Source organism: Flavobacterium sp. SP2 (assembly GCF_057626655.1).
The window spans coordinates 54327-71219 of record NZ_JBVHBT010000008.1 but is presented as its reverse complement, the minus strand read 5'-3'; the positions used below and the strand labels follow the sequence as shown (position 1 = coordinate 71219).

At 31.9% G+C, this 16893-nt stretch carries 14 protein-coding genes; 6 read left to right on the top strand and 8 right to left on the bottom strand.

Annotated features, from left to right (window positions below; all coding sequences use genetic code 11):
* Nucleotides 1–27: 27 nt before the first annotated feature.
* The 8 genes from kdpA to ACZ098_RS14765 all read right to left on the bottom strand — a co-directional run bounded on the left by kdpA (nt 28) and on the right by ACZ098_RS14765 (nt 6619).
* The gene (kdpA, locus tag ACZ098_RS14800; RefSeq protein ID WP_487312542.1) at nt 28–1728 is read right to left on the bottom strand and encodes a potassium-transporting ATPase subunit KdpA; all 1701 of its coding nucleotides are present in this window, start codon (nt 1726–1728) and stop codon (nt 28–30) included.
* Nucleotides 1729–1730: 2 nt separating this feature from the next.
* Nucleotides 1731–1808 carry a potassium-transporting ATPase subunit F gene (locus ACZ098_RS14795; RefSeq protein ID WP_487312609.1) on the bottom strand — a complete coding sequence of 26 codons (78 nt, stop codon included), beginning with the start codon at nt 1806–1808 and terminating at the stop codon, nt 1731–1733.
* 83 nt (nt 1809–1891) lie between these two features.
* Entirely contained in the window at nt 1892–2173 is a 282-nt protein-coding gene (locus ACZ098_RS14790; protein WP_487312541.1) for a DUF7674 family protein, read from the bottom strand.
* A gap of 245 nt (nt 2174–2418) precedes the next feature.
* Nucleotides 2419–3468, bottom strand: a complete 1050-nt coding sequence (locus ACZ098_RS14785) for a DUF389 domain-containing protein (protein WP_487312540.1) — start codon at nt 3466–3468, stop codon at nt 2419–2421.
* Between the two features lie 19 nt (nt 3469–3487).
* On the bottom strand, nt 3488–4822 hold the full coding sequence (locus tag ACZ098_RS14780; protein WP_487312539.1) for a sigma-54-dependent transcriptional regulator: 1335 nt from the start codon (nt 4820–4822) through the stop codon (nt 3488–3490).
* 33 nt (nt 4823–4855) lie between these two features.
* Complete coding sequence (locus ACZ098_RS14775; RefSeq protein WP_487312538.1) at nt 4856–5287, bottom strand: nuclear transport factor 2 family protein; 432 nt, start codon at nt 5285–5287, stop codon at nt 4856–4858.
* A gap of 9 nt (nt 5288–5296) precedes the next feature.
* Entirely contained in the window at nt 5297–5797 is a 501-nt protein-coding gene (locus ACZ098_RS14770; RefSeq protein WP_487312537.1) for a hypothetical protein, read from the bottom strand.
* 75 nt (nt 5798–5872) lie between these two features.
* Nucleotides 5873–6619 (bottom strand): NUDIX hydrolase, encoded by a 747-nt coding sequence (locus tag ACZ098_RS14765; RefSeq protein WP_487312536.1) that lies wholly within the window; start codon nt 6617–6619, stop codon nt 5873–5875.
* Between the two features lie 163 nt (nt 6620–6782).
* On the opposite strand from ACZ098_RS14765, the gene ACZ098_RS14760 reads away from it, so the two are divergent.
* From ACZ098_RS14760 to ACZ098_RS14735, 6 genes are all read left to right on the top strand, one after another.
* Complete coding sequence (locus ACZ098_RS14760; RefSeq protein WP_487312535.1) at nt 6783–9248, top strand: glycoside hydrolase family 3 N-terminal domain-containing protein; 2466 nt, start codon at nt 6783–6785, stop codon at nt 9246–9248.
* A gap of 109 nt (nt 9249–9357) precedes the next feature.
* Nucleotides 9358–10176, top strand: a complete 819-nt coding sequence (gene panB / locus ACZ098_RS14755) for a 3-methyl-2-oxobutanoate hydroxymethyltransferase (RefSeq protein WP_487312534.1) — start codon at nt 9358–9360, stop codon at nt 10174–10176.
* Between the two features lie 51 nt (nt 10177–10227).
* Nucleotides 10228–10605 (top strand): four helix bundle protein, encoded by a 378-nt coding sequence (locus tag ACZ098_RS14750; protein WP_487312533.1) that lies wholly within the window; start codon nt 10228–10230, stop codon nt 10603–10605.
* A gap of 10 nt (nt 10606–10615) precedes the next feature.
* Nucleotides 10616–11305: an RluA family pseudouridine synthase gene (locus ACZ098_RS14745; protein ID WP_487312532.1), complete on the top strand. Its 690-nt coding sequence runs from the start codon at nt 10616–10618 to the stop codon at nt 11303–11305.
* 53 nt (nt 11306–11358) lie between these two features.
* On the top strand, nt 11359–12744 hold the full coding sequence (locus tag ACZ098_RS14740) for a hypothetical protein (protein ID WP_487312531.1): 1386 nt from the start codon (nt 11359–11361) through the stop codon (nt 12742–12744).
* A 164-nt stretch (nt 12745–12908) separates the two neighbouring features.
* Nucleotides 12909–16880 carry a PAS domain S-box protein gene (locus tag ACZ098_RS14735; RefSeq protein WP_487312530.1) on the top strand — a complete coding sequence of 1324 codons (3972 nt, stop codon included), beginning with the start codon at nt 12909–12911 and terminating at the stop codon, nt 16878–16880.
* Nucleotides 16881–16893: the final 13 nt, after the last annotated feature.

Here is a 16893-nt window from a genome sequence, read left to right as displayed (position 1 = left end):
TTTCTATGGGGTTAAAATTTTTACTACTTATTTAGCTGAAAAATATTCAGCGATTGGACCTAAAGTTAAAGCTGGAAAGAACGATAAAGCTGCTACGATAAATATCACTGCAAAAACCATCAATCCGAATGTAGATGTATCCGTCTTTAAGGTTCCGTTACTTTCTGGAATGCATTGTTTTTGGGCTAACATTCCTGCAATAGCAACTGGTCCGATGATTGGTAAATATCTAGCCAAAAGCATCACAATTCCTGTAGCAATATTCCAAAACGGAGTATTATCGCCTAAACCTTCAAATCCGCTTCCGTTATTGGCAGATGATGATGTGAATTCGTATAACATTTCACTAAATCCATGATAACCAGGATTAGCCAACCAACCAGCTAATGCTTCTGGATTTGATGCATATAAATGACTTGCCAAAGCGGTTCCGACCAATATTAAAAATGGGTGAAGCAAGGCGATAATCATGGCGATTTTCATTTCTTTGGCTTCAATTTTCTTACCTAAGAATTCCGGTGTGCGCCCCACCATCAATCCACTGATGAAAACACCAAGAATTATAAAGATGTAAAAGTTCAAAAATCCTACTCCAACTCCACCATAAAAACAGTTGATCATCATTCCAAGAAGTGTTGTCATTCCTGCAATTGGCGTCATACTGTCGTGCATTGCATTTACAGAACCATTACTTGTAACTGTTGTGTACGTTGCCCAATTTGCAGAAGCAGCAGCACCAAAACGAACTTCTTTTCCTTCCATGCTTCCCATATTTTGGGATATTCCCATGTGAGAAATCGCAGGATTTCCATTCATTTCGCTAATTACGGCCGGAATCAATAAAATGAGAAAACCCAAGGTCATCACGCTATAAATTGTCCAAGATAATTTTTTGCGTTTCAGAATAAATCCTAAAGCAAAAATCATCGCAATCGGAATTAAAACAATCGAAACATTCTCAACTATATTAGTTAAGTAATTCGGGTTTTCCATAGGATTGGCCGAATTCGGACCGTAAAATCCACCACCATTGGTTCCTAATTGTTTGATTGCTACAAAAGCGGCAACTGGACCACGACTTACATTTTGTTCATTTCCCTCTAAAGTTGTGATGGTATCTTTCCCTTCAAAAGTCATTGGCGTTCCATTCATCACTAAAATTATGGCTACTACAAATGATAAAGGCAATAAAACTCTTGTACATGATCTAACAAAAAAACTATAGAAATTGCCTAAAGTTTCTGATGTTTTTTCTTTCATTGCCATAAAAACAGCGGCACAAATTGCCATTCCACAACCAGCACTGATGAATTGCCAAAGCATTAATGTTAATTGTCCCAAATAAGACAATCCGCTTTCGCCTGAATAATGCTGTAAATTGGTATTGGTTATAAAACTAACTGTGGTATTGAATGCCAAATCGCCACTCATGGATGGATTTCCGTCTGGATTTAAAGGCAACCAAACCATATTTGTAAGCACCAACATCGAAATAACGAACCAAACTACATTGATGGTTAAAAGTGCTACCAAATGTTGTTTCCAGTTCATTTCTTTCGTTGGATTGATTCCTCCGATTTTGAAAAATAATTTGTCAATTGGATTGAAAATTTTGTCCAACCAAGTACTTTCATAATTGAATATTTTGCCGATGTAACGACCAAGCGGAATGGCTAAAAGCATAACCAGTCCGTACATAACGATAATTCCTAATATCTCTGAGTTCATTTTTAGAATTTTTCGGGTTTAAATAATACATAACAGATATAAAGAAATACTGCTATTGCGATGCTAAAAAGTGCTGTCATAATTTAGATTTTTTCAAAAATTTCGATCATTTTAAAAAATAAAGCGAATAAAATCAATCCGCTTACAGAAAGGATAAGTGCCATCATACTCCAGAAGTATTTATTTGTTTAAAATATTCCGCTTTAAGCGATTGAGGAAAAAGATTGGAAATGTTGCAATGGCGCAATTCCATAAAAGTAGAAACCGAGAAAACGTAAACGTTAGCAATGGCGTTTTTGGTTTCGTAACTTCCAGTTGCAAATAATCGTTCGGCAAGTGCCAAGCAGTTTTTTGCTCTTACAATGTTTCCGGAAACGATAGCTGACTTGGTAATTTCAGCAAAGCGTTCGGCTTGTTTGTAAATGGTAGTAACCTGATTTTTCATGTGTATTTATTATTTGTTTTTTAATGGAACATGGAATCGCCATTAACCAAATCAAATATCAAGTTGAGAAATGGCGATTTCATTGTGAATGAATTTTTATGTTCATTCGCCTAATTCCAAAAGTTATTCCAATAAAATAAAAATTTTGTAAGGTGTTGTGATTGTTGGCTTTGTGATTAGTGTGCCAAAAATTAGGCATAAAAAAACCTATCAAAATGATAGGCTTTTATCAATATAAGAAGATGTTATTGTATTTTTTCGAGTTTGGATTTTAACTCATCAAGTTGTTTTTGTAAGACTTGAATTTCTGATCGGTTATTTATTGCTTTTATGGTTTGAAATACTTTAACTTTTGTATCTTTTAAATCATATTTTAAGAGTTTGTTTTCGACTGATTTAGCTAGATTTTCTTCGTATTCGTCCACTACAACATCTATTGTAAGCGTTTTAGTTTCAACATCAATAGCAGTGTGAATTACATGATGCGTTTTTTCAATTTCGTTAGTAACAAAATATTTGATTTTGTCATTGTATACATTTACCATCCAAAGATTATAAGCTAAATAAAGTGCAGGAATAATTGCAATAAAAGCCAAAATACCAAAATAGCTGTTGATATGTTTGATATTACTTTCGGAAAATCTAGCAAATTTTAAATATCGAGTAATGATATAACAACCCAAACAAATGAAAAGCGCATTGATAAAATAGGTATACAATCCGCCTAAAATATATTCCCATTGCAATGTTGCGATTCCGAAACCAGCAGTGCAAAGTGGTGGAATACATGCCGTTGCAACAGCGATTCCAACTAATACACGATTTCCATCATGGCGTGATATGGCAATCATTCCGGCCATTCCACCAATAAACGCTAAGAAAATATCAAAAATTGTAGGTTTTGAAAACGACAATAATTCGTCTGTAGCAATGTGATAGGGAGAAAGTAGATAATATAATGTGGAACACAAGATTGAAATTGTTACAATTCTGAAAACATTTCTCAAACTCAATTTCAACAAAGTAGTATTGGAAGTTCCGAGTGAAAATCCGATACCAAAAATTGGTCCCATTAAAGGCGAAATAATCATGGCACCAATTACGGCTGCTTTAGAATTGATATTCAATCCAATGCAAGCGATGAAAATCGCAAATGCCATAATCCAAAAGTTGGTGCCTTTAAAAATGACGCCCGATTTTATTTCGTCGTAAGTAATTTGCTCCGCTTCTTGATCGGTTTTTAGGTTTAAAACTGTTTTGAGATATCTTTTAATTACCGCTAAATTGCTTGTCATAGTTGAATTTTCTTAAAAGTTATAATCCGAATTCATCAATTTTTCGGTATAAAGTTGCAATTCCGATTTCTAGCAATCTTGCGGTTTCTGCCTTGTTTCCTTTGGTGTAATTCAACACTTTTTGAATGTGCAGTTTCTCAATACTTTGCATTGAAAAAGCCGACATTGTTTTATTTGAATTCCCTTGCTGGTGCTGAATTTCGTAGGGCAAAACATCTTGAGTTAAGACATCATCCGCTAAAATAACCGAGCGTTCAATTATGTTTTTTAGTTCCCGAACATTTCCTGGCCAATGATAAATTTCTAATTTTTGAAGAAAATCTGGTGCAATTTGAAGTTCTTTCTTATTGGTTTTTTCAGAAAATTGCTTGACAAAATAATTGGTTAACGGTGAAATATCTTTTACACGTTCACGCAATGGCGGAATTACAATTTCGAAAATATTCAATCGGAAATACAAATCAGAACGAAATGTATGGTTTTCACTTTCGGTTTTTAGATCGCGATTTGTTGCTGCTATTAAACGGAAATTAGATTTTTTGGAAGTCGTTTCTCCAACAGGAATGTACTCATTAGTTTCTAAAACACGGAGTAATTTAGCTTGCAAATCGATGGGCATCTCTCCAATTTCGTCTAAAAATAAAGTGCCACCGTTTGCTTCTTCTATAAAACCTTTTTTATCTTTCAAAGCTCCTGTAAAAGCGCCTTGTTTATGTCCGAATAATTCACTTTCTAAAATTTCCTTGCTAAAAGTACTGCAATTTAAGGCTACAAATGATTTTCCAACACGAGTACTATTTTCGTGAATCGCTTGTGCAAAAACTTCTTTTCCAGTTCCGGTTTCACCTGTTAATAAAACGGTCGAATCGGTTTTGGCGACTTTTTTAGCTAAATCAATGATTTGTTCTAACGCTTTAGATTTTCCGATTATGGTATCAAAGGAATATTTATCGGAGATTCGTTTTTCAAGCTGTTTTACTTTCTTTTGCAATTGCGATTTTTCGATGGCTTTGTATAAAAGTGGAATGATTTTATCGTTATCATCGCCTTTTACAATATAGTCGAATGCGCCGTTTTTCATGGCTTGAACTCCATCGGATATCTTGCCGAAAGCAGTTAACAAAATTACTTCAACTAAAGGAAAATTAGCTTTAATTTTTTCAAGAAAGTCCACGCCGTTTCCGTCTGGAAGTTTTACATCACATAAGATTACGTCGATTTCGTTTTGTTCTAATTTCTTAAAACCCGACTTTAAATCGCCTGCTTCAATTACATCAAAACCTTCCGATTTTACTATTCGAGCCAGAAGTCCGCGAAGTTTTTCTTCGTCGTCAATTATAAGAATGTTTTTCAATTTGCAATTAAATTAGAATGCAAAATTACAGAATTACTTTCTTCTAGTATCAATAACATAAATAATCTTCCAAATACCATTTTCTTTAAAAAGTGTAAAAGCATTCACGCCTTTATGACTGAATTTATCATTTATGTAGAATTCATAAGGCGTCCAAGCGTGCGCCATTGTGCCATCGACTTGAATAGAACAACTCAAAATCTTCTCTTTAAAATTAAAATTTGCTGGAATTGAAGCTATGGATTTGTAAAATTCAGAAGCTAATTCATCTGATAATTTTCCTCCTTTTGCATTCTCTTGAATGGATTGCAAAATGATTTTATCAGAACAAATGGTTTTTAATTTCAACGTATCTTTTGCATGAAAAGCCACAAAGAAATCTTCAATCGTTTTTTGTACGTCTTGATTTTGAGCGTTACCCGAAATTCCAAAAAGAATAACAAATAAGAGTAAAATACGTTTCATAAGTACCGATTATTGATTCATTAATAAACTTTGAAATACAAAATTATCGCCCATATTTTCTTGAGCTATTGGTACAAAAACAGACCATAACAGGTAATCGAAAAGAAAATCAGAAGTATCGGAATTAATTCTAACAATTGCTTTCCCTGAATTTGTAGTTAATCCATAGGCTAGGATTTCTTTGTCATCTTCAAAAATTACATATTCAGCTAGTGGATTATTTCTAATTTTTAATTTGAACTTTATTCCTTTATACTCTAAAATAGTAGAATTGGCGTACCATTTTTCGGTAAATGATTTAAGAATTACAGTATCATTTTCATCTTTAATTTCAAAATTGCTTTTCCAAAAACCATTGTACTTTAAAGTAAATTTTTGGTTATGGATAAGGAATAGTGCTTTTCTATCAAAATTAGTATAACTAATTTCTAATGTCCCAATTGGTTTTCCATCAACTTCAAAAGCATAACTTAATTCGTTGGTTTTAATCCATTTTTTAGAATTTTCCATGCTAGTACTATTTTAAAATTTACATCTAATAAATTAGTACTACGGAAGATAAAAATGTTACAGTTAAAAAAAGAATTACCATCCTTCATTAAAGCCATTTTTAAGCGCCAATTCATATTTTTGAACATCAAATCTATACAAATCTGGAGCTTTGTGTGCACCACCTTTGCGGCTTTCATCCAATTTTTCAAGAATATCATAACGAAGCATTTTTCGATAGAAATTGCCTCTATTTAATTTTTTATTCAGAATTATTTCATACAATTTTTGAAGTTCAGGCATTGTAAATTTTTCTGGCAACAAGCTGTATCCAATAGGTTTGTGAAATAATTGTTTGCGTAACGTGATCAACGCTTTATCAAAAATTTGTCGGTGATCCATCATGAATTCTGGTAATTCATCAATATTTCGCCATTCACAAGCATCAGAAATATCGTCTACAACCAAATTTACTTTCGAATAATCTACTAAAGCATAAAATCCGATTGATAAAAATCGCTGTTTATTCCATAATGTATCATCATAATCTTCAAAAAAACCTTCCGAGCGGTTTAAATCTCCAAAAACTCGGAACTGCTGTAAATAAATATTATCTGCGCCAGTTCTACTATATAAAATTCGCGAGGCAGCATCTCTTAGATTTTCAGTTTTTAGAACGTAACCTCCAGGAAGCGCCCACAAATCTTGATCTTTGATTTTGGTTACTAAAACTTTTAAAGTAGCATTATGAAAACCAAATACAACGCAGTCAATTGATAAATTGGGAATGTAAATTTCCCAAGCTTTGTCAGATCTTTCTTCTAATATTTTTTTAAACTCCATTGTCTTAAATTGGTTACAAAAATACAAAATTGATTACTATTTTAACAGTTAAAAACAGTATAATCTAAAAATAAGTACACTTTTTTTACAAATATCGAAAAAATATAATTAATATTGCTTCATAATGAAGCAATAAAATTATTTAACATTTAAAATTAACCAAATGAAAAAACCAATTCTTAACAAATTTGCAAAGACTTCGCTTTTAACAGCGCTTGTTCTTTCAAGTATAGCATGGAAAAATAACGATTTAAAAAATGATCCTATTTACCCAATTGTAACCCTAAACGGATTTACATTTGAAGATTTAAATAGCAACGGAAAACTTGATAAATACGAAGATTACCGACTTTCAATAACAGAAAGAGTACAAGATTTACTAAGTAAAATGACCCTTGAAGAAAAAGCCAACATGCTTTCAGGCATTGGAATGCCGGGTTTTGATCCAATTAAGTTTACATTTAATCCAGAAGCTGATTTAGGAAAAGTTCCTGGCGCTGCAGGAGGAACATTGGAAATAAAAAGATTGGGAATTCCGTCGGTAGTTGTAGCTGATGGACCAGCAGGTTTACGTATAAATCCAACTCGTGAAAAAGATAAATCCACTTATTATGCCACAGCATTTCCAGTAGGAACATCGTTAGCATCAACTTGGAATACAGAATTGATAAATTCAGTTGGAAAATCGATGGGCAATGAAGTAAGAGAGTATGGCGTTGATGTCATTCTTGGACCAGGAATGAATATTCATAGAAATCCGTTATGCGGTAGAAACTTCGAATACTATTCAGAAGATCCACTATTAACAGGAAAAATTGCGGCATCTATGGTAAATGGAATTCAATCGAATGGCGTTGGAACATCAATAAAACATTTTGCTGTGAACAATCAGGAGCGCAACAGAATGGGTGTTAATGCTCATGTAAGCGAAAGAGCGTTGCGAGAAATTTACTTAAGAGGTTTTGAAATAGCTGTAAAAGAAGCGCAACCTTGGACGGTAATGTCGTCTTACAATTCGATTAATGGAATTTTTGCATCGGAAAATAACGATTTATTAACCAAAGTTTTAAGAAACGAATGGGGTTTTAAAGGTTTGGTTATGACCGATTGGTTTGGTGGTTACAAAAGCTTTATGGAACCATTTTCTCCAAAGTCGGTTAGCAATGTAAAAGCGCAATTGGATGCAGGAAATGACTTATTAATGCCTGGTTTACCTTCTCAAAAACAAGCCATTTTAGACCATATAAAAAGTGGAAAATTATCAAAAGAAGTTGTAGATAGAGACGTGAGCAGAATATTAGAATTGGCATTAAAATCGCCATCAATGAGTAAGTTTTCTTATTCTAACAAACCTGATTTGAAAGCCCATGCAAAAGTAACAAGAGATGCAGCATCGGAAGGAACAATTTTATTGAAAAATGATAAAAACACATTACCTTTTAGCTCTAAGTCTTCACCAGTAGCCGTTTTTGGAGTTACTTCGTATGACTTTCTTTCTGGAGGAACAGGTAGTGGCGATGTTAACGAAGCCTACTCTATTTCGTTAATTGACGGATTGACCAATGCCGGTTTTTCTATCGAAAAAGATTTGGAAAATGTTTACAAACCGTACACCGACGGCCAAAAAGAAAAAGAAATGGAACGTCGTAAAAAAGAAGGTGGTTTGTTGGCAACTCCAAAAAGATTATCAGAATTAGAATTGAGCAAAACGTTTATCGAAAAAACTGCTGCTACTTCAGAAATTGCATTAATCACTATCGGAAGAAATGCTGGTGAAGCTGGTGATAGAGTTATCGATGAAGATTTTAATTTAGCTGCAGATGAAGTTTCGTTAATCAATAAAGTAGCTGAAGCTTTTCATGCCAAAGGTAAAAAAGTTGTTGTTGTTTTAAATATTGGTGGCGTTATTGAAACGGCTTCATGGAGCGATAAAGTAGATGCAATTCTTTTACCATGGCAACCTGGACAAGAAGGAGGAAACTCTGTTGCCGATGTTTTTTCAGGAAAAGTAAATCCTTCGGGAAAACTAACCATGACATTTCCTGTAAAATATGAAGATACACCATCAGCTAAAAACTGGATTGGAACACCTGCTGAAAACCCAACCAGCGTAACTTATGAAGAAGGAGTGTATGTTGGTTACAGATATTTCAACACGTTTGGAGTAAAGCCAGCTTATGAATTTGGTTACGGATTATCGTATACTAACTTTGATTTTTCTGAATTAAAATTAAGCTCTACCTCTTTTTCTAATAAAATATCAGTTACTGTAACTGTTAAGAATTCAGGCAAAGTTGCTGGTAAAGAAGTAGTTCAATTATATCTTTCAGCTCCAGCTAAAAATACCGACAAGCCTAGTTCAGAATTGAAAGCGTTTGCAAAAACCAATTTATTACAACCTGGAGAAAGTCAAACCATAACATTAGCATTAAATGCTAAAGATTTAGCTTCATTTGTTGCTTCGAAAAATGCATGGATTGCCGAAGCAGGATCGTATAAAGTTGCGGTTGGAACATCTTCTTTAAATACTAAAAAAACTGCTGAATTTAAAGTTGCTAAGGAATTGGTTGTTGAAAAAACAAATCCAGCTTTTGCAGCAGATGAGAAATTTACAGATTTAAAAAAATAACATTCTTTATTATATTTATTTTAAAATGGGTTTGATGTATATCGAGCCCATTTTTTTTGTTTCATAAGAATATGTTTTACTACTTTTACAAACTTAAATAACTAATCAAATGTCAGTAGCCAAAAAAGATTACAAAAGAATTACAGTAAAGTCATTAATTGAAATGAAAGCCAATGGTGAGAAAATTTCGATGCTCACAGCTTACGATTATACCATGGCAAAAATTGTTGATACTGCTGGCGTCGATATTATTTTGGTTGGTGATTCTGCCAGTAATGTTATGGCCGGACACGAAACTACATTACCAATTACTTTAGATCAAATGATTTACCATGCCTCAAGCGTAGTTCGAGCAATTGATCGCGCGTTGGTAGTTGTAGATTTACCATTTGGTAGTTACCAATCTGATTCTAAAGAAGCGTTGCGATCTTCTATCAGAATCATGAAAGAAAGTGGCGGACATGCAGTGAAGCTAGAAGGTGGAAGCGAAATTAAAGATTCTATCAAGAAAATCTTAAACGCTGGAATTCCAGTTATGGGACATTTGGGATTGACACCACAATCTATTTATAAATTCGGAACATATACTGTTCGTGCTAAAGAGGAAGCTGAAGCCGAAAAGTTAATGGAAGATGCCAAATTACTTGAAAAATTAGGTTGTTTTGCTTTAGTATTAGAAAAAATTCCGGCACATTTAGCTGAAAAAGTGGCACAAAGTATTTCTATTCCAGTTATTGGAATTGGTGCTGGTGGCGGTGTTGATGGACAAGTTTTGGTAATTCACGACATGCTTGGAATGAATAACGAATTCAGTCCAAGATTTTTAAGACGCTATTTGGATTTGTATGATCAAATGACTGGCGCAATAAGCCAATACGTTACCGATGTGAAAAGCAAAGATTTTCCGAATGCTAGTGAGCAATATTAGATAGCAGATTTTTAGATTATTGGATTTTTAGATTAGTAGAACAATTGATTTATGCATAGATTTAAAGATTTAGAGATTTGGAAATTAAGTAGATCTTTTTGTTCGCAATTATATTTAGTGACATCTAATTTTCCTGATAATGAAAAATTCGGCTTGACTAATCAACTTAGAAGAGCATCTGTTTCACTGCCTTCAAATATTGCAGAAGGTTGTTCTAGAAGCAGTAATAAAGATTTTGCAAGATTTCTTGAAATAGCCATTGGTTCAATTTATGAAATTGAAACTCAATTGTTAATAGCTTTTGATTTAGGATATATAAATCAGTCAAAATTAGACGAATTACTTTATAATTTAGATATAATTATAAAAATGACATCTAAATTCCGTACTACATTAAAAATCCAACAATCTAAAAATCCAACAATCTAATTAATTTATTTTGAAAATTGTTTCCGACAAATCTAACCTTCAAATTCTTCACGAAGACAATCATATTATTGTGGTAAACAAACGCGTTGGAGATATAGTTCAAGGTGATAAAACTGGCGATAAACCATTATCTGATGTTGTAAAAGAGTTTTTAAAAGATAAATACAATAAACCTGGAGAAGTATTTCTAGGAACGGTTCACAGACTCGACAGACCAACAACTGGAATTGTAGTTTTTGCTAAAACTAGTAAGGCTTTAACTCGTTTAAATGAACTTTTTAGTAAAAGAGAAACTCAAAAAACCTATTGGGCAGTTGTTAAAAACAAACCACCAAAAACCGAAGATAAATTGGTTCATTATCTAAAAAGAAACGAAAAAAATAATACTTCTAAAGCACATTTGAACGAAGTTCCAGATAGTAAATTGGCTTCTTTGGATTATAAAATCATCAAGGAATTGAATAATTATTTTGCTCTAGAAATCAATCTTCATACAGGTCGCCATCATCAAATTCGAGCGCAATTACAAGCCATTGGATGCCCAATTAAAGGCGATTTAAAATACGGTTTTGACCGAAGTAATCCTGACGGTGGTATTCATCTTCATGCAAGAAAATTGGTTTTTATTCATCCGGTTTCTAAAGAAAATATCGAAATTATAGCACCTACTCCAATAGATGCAATTTGGAATGCAGTTTAAACTAAAATTTATATATTTACGTTACCTAAACTATAACCTATAAAAAAACTATTATGAAAAAAATACTTATCCCAATTGTTATACTAACCAGTTACATCAACTACGCACAAGAACATTTTGCAGGTTTAAATACCTCTAATCGCGTTGGTGTGATATCTGTATCCAATAATCCTGCCGAGTTGGTTAACATGTCCAATACTTTTGAAGTTGGATTGTATTCGATTAGTGCCAATGTAGCAAATAACAAAATTGGTTTTAGCGACCTTTTTTCTGATACTGATTTGGAATCGATACTTTTTACAGGAAATACTCCAGTAAATTTAAAAATTGATTCTGAGATTTACGGACCGAGTTTTGGTATGAAATTTAAAAAACTTGCTGTTGCAATCACTTCTAAAATTACTGGAAAATTGGATGTTATTGATGTCGATCCCAATTTAGCCGACGGTTTAGTAAACTCAGGTTTAAATAGTTTATTTGGTTCAAACACAATCAGCAACGATTACAACCAACGTTTAAGCGGAACAACCTGGGGTGAAATTGGATTATCTGGCGCATTAAATGTTTTCAATACTGCAACTCATAAATTTAATGTAGGAGCAACTTTTAAACTTTTATTTCCAGGTTCGTATTCAAATTTAGGTTTAGATAAGTTTAATGGAACAATTACAAATACAGGAGGACAAGTTTTTTTAAATAACGTTTCTGATGTAAACCTAAACGTAGCTTACTCGGGTGGTTTAGCTGAAAGTTTTTCAAATTTTAACGACTATACCAAATCAATTGCAGGCGGATTAAATGGATTTTCTGGCGATATTGGAATTAACTATCAATGGAAAGACCAACCTGAAAATAATCCGAAAAAAAATCAGAATAAATATAAAATCAATGCTGGAATGAGCATTAGAAATATTGGTTCGATGACATTTAAAGATGATAATAATTTTTCAACAAATTATGTTTTAAATATTCAATCAACGCTTGATAATCCACAAGGTTTGAATTTAAATCAATTTGAAAATATTGAAAGCTTACAAGAAGTTGAAACAATTTTAATTAACGAAGGCTATTTAGGTACTGATGCTTCTAGAAATAAAAAAGATTTCACTGTAAAACTTCCAACTACATTTTCTGCTTATGCTGATGTAAAATTGATTTCTAAACTATTTATTACCGGTTATTTACAAAGAAGAGTTAATGACAACAGTGCTAATGATCAAATAACTGCTCAGAATTTATTTACAATTACGCCAAGATTTACAACTGGTTTTTTTGAAGTGTTTGCACCAATTTCTAATACCGAAATTTCTGGTTTTAGTAGCGGAATAGGATTTAGAATTGGAGGATTCTTTCTTGGATCAAGTTCAATAATAACTGCTTTGGCAAGCGATAGCAAGCAAGGTGATATTTACACAGGTTTTAGATGGGGATTTTTATAAAAAATCTGAATTTAACTTAATATTAAATTAATTATTCAATTATAGTTACTATTTCGTAACGGATTAACTTAAAAAAGTTAAATTCACACTTTAAAAGCTTTTACATTCATATTTCAGTAGTAATTCTAAGAAGTAGACAAAGCTGTTTTGTAAACCAATTGTATATGTTTCAACTTCAACATACTAGTGTAGGAATTTTTAATGAAACTAATTTTTTAATTTTTTTAAAAATAGTTTTATTTTTAATCCTAGGACTGCTATTTTACAAATCGGTTAAAATTAAGTCGAAACTTAAACTCAAGCTTTACGAAAAATATTCAGAAATAAATACCAATAATAATGAATATCAGTTGTATTTGTTTTTTTTGGGTTCACTCATAATACTTATTGAAATTGTATTAGAGCTTTTTAAAATTCGTCCGCAAAGTCTGCTTTCAACAAATATTACAATTGGAGCATCACTTCTGTTGCTTTATATTTTAAGTAAAAACAACAGTTTTTTATTTAAAAATATTCGAATCATTTTTATCAGTATTTATTTTATTTATTATCTTTTGATAATCAAAAACATAATACTTCATCAAACAGATTTAATCCCCATAATTGCTCTTATCGTTTGTTTTTTCTTTGGGTTTTCTATCATTAAACCGCTAAAGTATTACTGGATTTTAGCTATTATAAATATAGTTTTTCTGTTAGTATCTTCAGTTTTTGAAATTATTCCGTTTAAAACAATTGTAATACTTTTTAGCTACAGCGTTATTATTTCCGTAATTAATTACATTCATTACATAACCTTAAGCAACGAAAAAAATAAATTTATTTTTGCCGATGAAATTGTAAACAAAGGAAATTCATTAACAATCGCGATAAATAAATCTGGTGAAGTAACATTTTGTAGTGAATCTATTCTAGAAATTCTTGGGTATAATCCTGGGGAAGTTTTAGGTAGCAATTTTTGGAAACTCACTCAAAACAAACCATTTATCGATTTTAGTGATGAAAACATTTCAGAAAACAATTTACATACTCAGATTTTAAGGTGCAAAAATGGTGAGTATAAACACATACAATGGAAAGATAAAAAATTTTCAAATAACTTAATAATTAGTATCGGTCAAGACGTTACACAACAGGTTCAAATCCAAAATCGATATAAAAATTTAATTGAAAACGCAACAGACATTATTTTTGAAACCGATTTACAAGGAAAATACACCTACATTAATAAATATTCTGAAAAAATATTAGGATATACTTTAAATGAACTGTATCAGCTTCACTTTAAAGATTTAATACGTAAAGATTACAAAAAAAGAGTTTTAGATTTTTACAACCATAGTATTGCCATAAATGAGTTTTCAACACTAATTTTTCCAGCAGTAAACAAATCTGGAGAAACGGTTTGGCTGTCGCAAAACATTAGTATTAAAGTAAATCAGTTTAACGAAATAATCGGTTATTCAGCAATTGCTAGAGACATCACCTTGATCAAACAAATCGAAATTGACACGGCTCGAAAAGAAAAAAAGATACGAAAATATAACGACTTCATCAAAACACTTACAGCAAAAAGTTACAATAACAACAACAGCTTTGAAAGCATTTTACCTTATATACTTGAAAATGTAGCCCAAAAAATTGATGTCAATCGAGTTGGTTTTTGGGAATATCAAAACGAAAAACTAGTATGTCAAAATCAATATATTTCCAATAAAAATCTTTTTGAAAACGGTTTTACATTAGATAAGCAGGAATATCCTAACTATTTTGAAAAAATACAAAGTGTACATCAAATTGTAATATCAGATTTATTTGCTGACAATGCATTCCAAGAATTTTTCAAAAACTATTTCAAAACAGAAAAAGCATTATCCTTACTTGACACTCCAATATATCTTAACGGAAGACTTATTGGTGTATTGTGTATCGAATCAACAACCAAAATCAAGTATTGGGATAATGAAGACATCAATTTTGCCAGATCAATATCCGATTTTATTGCAATAGCTATAGAAACTAGTCAAAGAGTACAAGCCGAAGCGCGACTTGCTTATAAAAACGAAATGCTTTCGATAATTGCAAGAAACAGTTCTCAATTTTTAAATAATAAAAGTACCGACCAAATAATTAAAGATACTTTGAACTCTATTGGTCATTTTATAAATGTTGACCGACTATCGTTTTTTGAAAACCAAGAAAATCAAAATGTTTTGACTCAAAAATTTCGTTGGCTCAAAACCATCAACGGACTTACCGAGCCTAATGAAAAATTGAAATTGGTACCGCATGGCGTAATAAAACTAGTACTGGAAGCATTTGATGAAAAGAAATATTTTGCTTCCTTAGTTTCCGAAATTTCATCACAACCGTTGAAAGCTTTTCTAGACGAATTAAAAATAAAATCGATACTTTTTTTTCCAATATACATCAATCAAAATCTTTATGGTATTGTAGTTTTCGACGATTCAACAATTGAGCGAATTTGGACAGAAGACGAAATTAGTATTCTTCAAATCTTAATAAATAACCTTTCTTCAGCGATAGAACGTAATGAAAATGAAAAAACAGTATTAGAAAGCGAAAAAAGATTTAGGTTACTTGCCGACAACATTCCAGGCACGGTATATTTATCTAATTATGATGAAAAATGGACAAAACTATATCTTAATGACGAAATAGTAAATTTGACAGGTTACCCTAAAGAAGCATTTTTACAAAATGAAATATTCTTTTCCGATTTAATACATCCCGACGATTACACCCGATTAAAAAATGAAATCAATAATGCTGTTTTAACCAAACAAAAAATTCATTCAGAATACCGAATCATTCATAAAAATGGTTCAATAGTATGGGTTGAAGAGTTTGGAGATACCATTTACAACGGTGACAAAATTGATTATATTGAAGGAATTTTTATTGATATCACTCAAAAGAAAGCAACCGATGATGCTATAAAAGCTAAGGAATATGCTGAAGCTGCAAACAAAGCTAAATCAGAATTCCTAGCCAACATGAGTCACGAAATTAAAACACCTTTGAACGGAATAATAGGATTTACTAACTTATTGAAAAATACAAAATTAGAAGAAATCCAAAAAAGTTACATGAATACCATCAACCAATCGGCCAATACTTTGATGGAAATTATAAACGACATTTTAGATTTTTCTAAAATAGAATCAGGAAAACTTGTTTTAGATATTAAAAAATACAACGTTTCGCAATTGGCGAATCAAGTCATTGAATTGATCAAATATGATTCCAATACACGTCAATTACAAATAGAGATTTATATCGATTCGCAAGTTCCAACTTTCGCCTGGTTTGATATTGTTAGAATTAAGCAAGTACTTGTAAATTTATTGAGTAATGCCATCAAATTTACAATCGAAGGTTCTGTAAAACTATCAATAGAGCTGTTGGAACACCAAGACGATAATCACAGTACCATTCGTTTCTCTGTAACCGATACCGGAATCGGAATAAAAAAAGAATTTCAAAACATCATTTTTGATGCTTTTTCGCAAGGTGATAATTCCACAACAAGACGCTTTGGAGGAACCGGATTAGGTTTAACAATTTCCAATAAATTACTTGCTGTAATGAACAGCAAATTGAAACTAATTAGTGAGGAAAATAAAGGAAGTCAGTTTTATTTTGATATATTATTAAAAACATCTAACGAAAGTTCTGACGAAACAACATCACAACCCAATTCAAGTGAAATTAAAGAAGTACAAAATAATTTTGGGCAAGAAAATTATAAAATTCTAGTAGTTGAAGACAACAAAATAAACATGCTTCTTGCCAAGACTTTAGTCAAGCAAATTATTCCAAATTGTTCAATATATTTAGCAAATAATGGTAAAGAGGCAGTTGAAAAATTTGAAATAATACAACCCGACTTAATATTGATGGATGTGCAAATGCCCGAAATGAATGGATATGAGGCGACAGTAAAAATTAGAAAAACTAAAAAAGGCAAACACATACCTATAATTGCAATTACCGCTGGAACCGTTATTGGCGAAAAAGAAAAATGCATTGAAAGCGGCATGAACGATTACACCTCAAAACCAATTATTAAAGAAACCCTAGAAAAAATAATAACCAAATGGTTAAAAATTTAAGTTAAACCCTAAA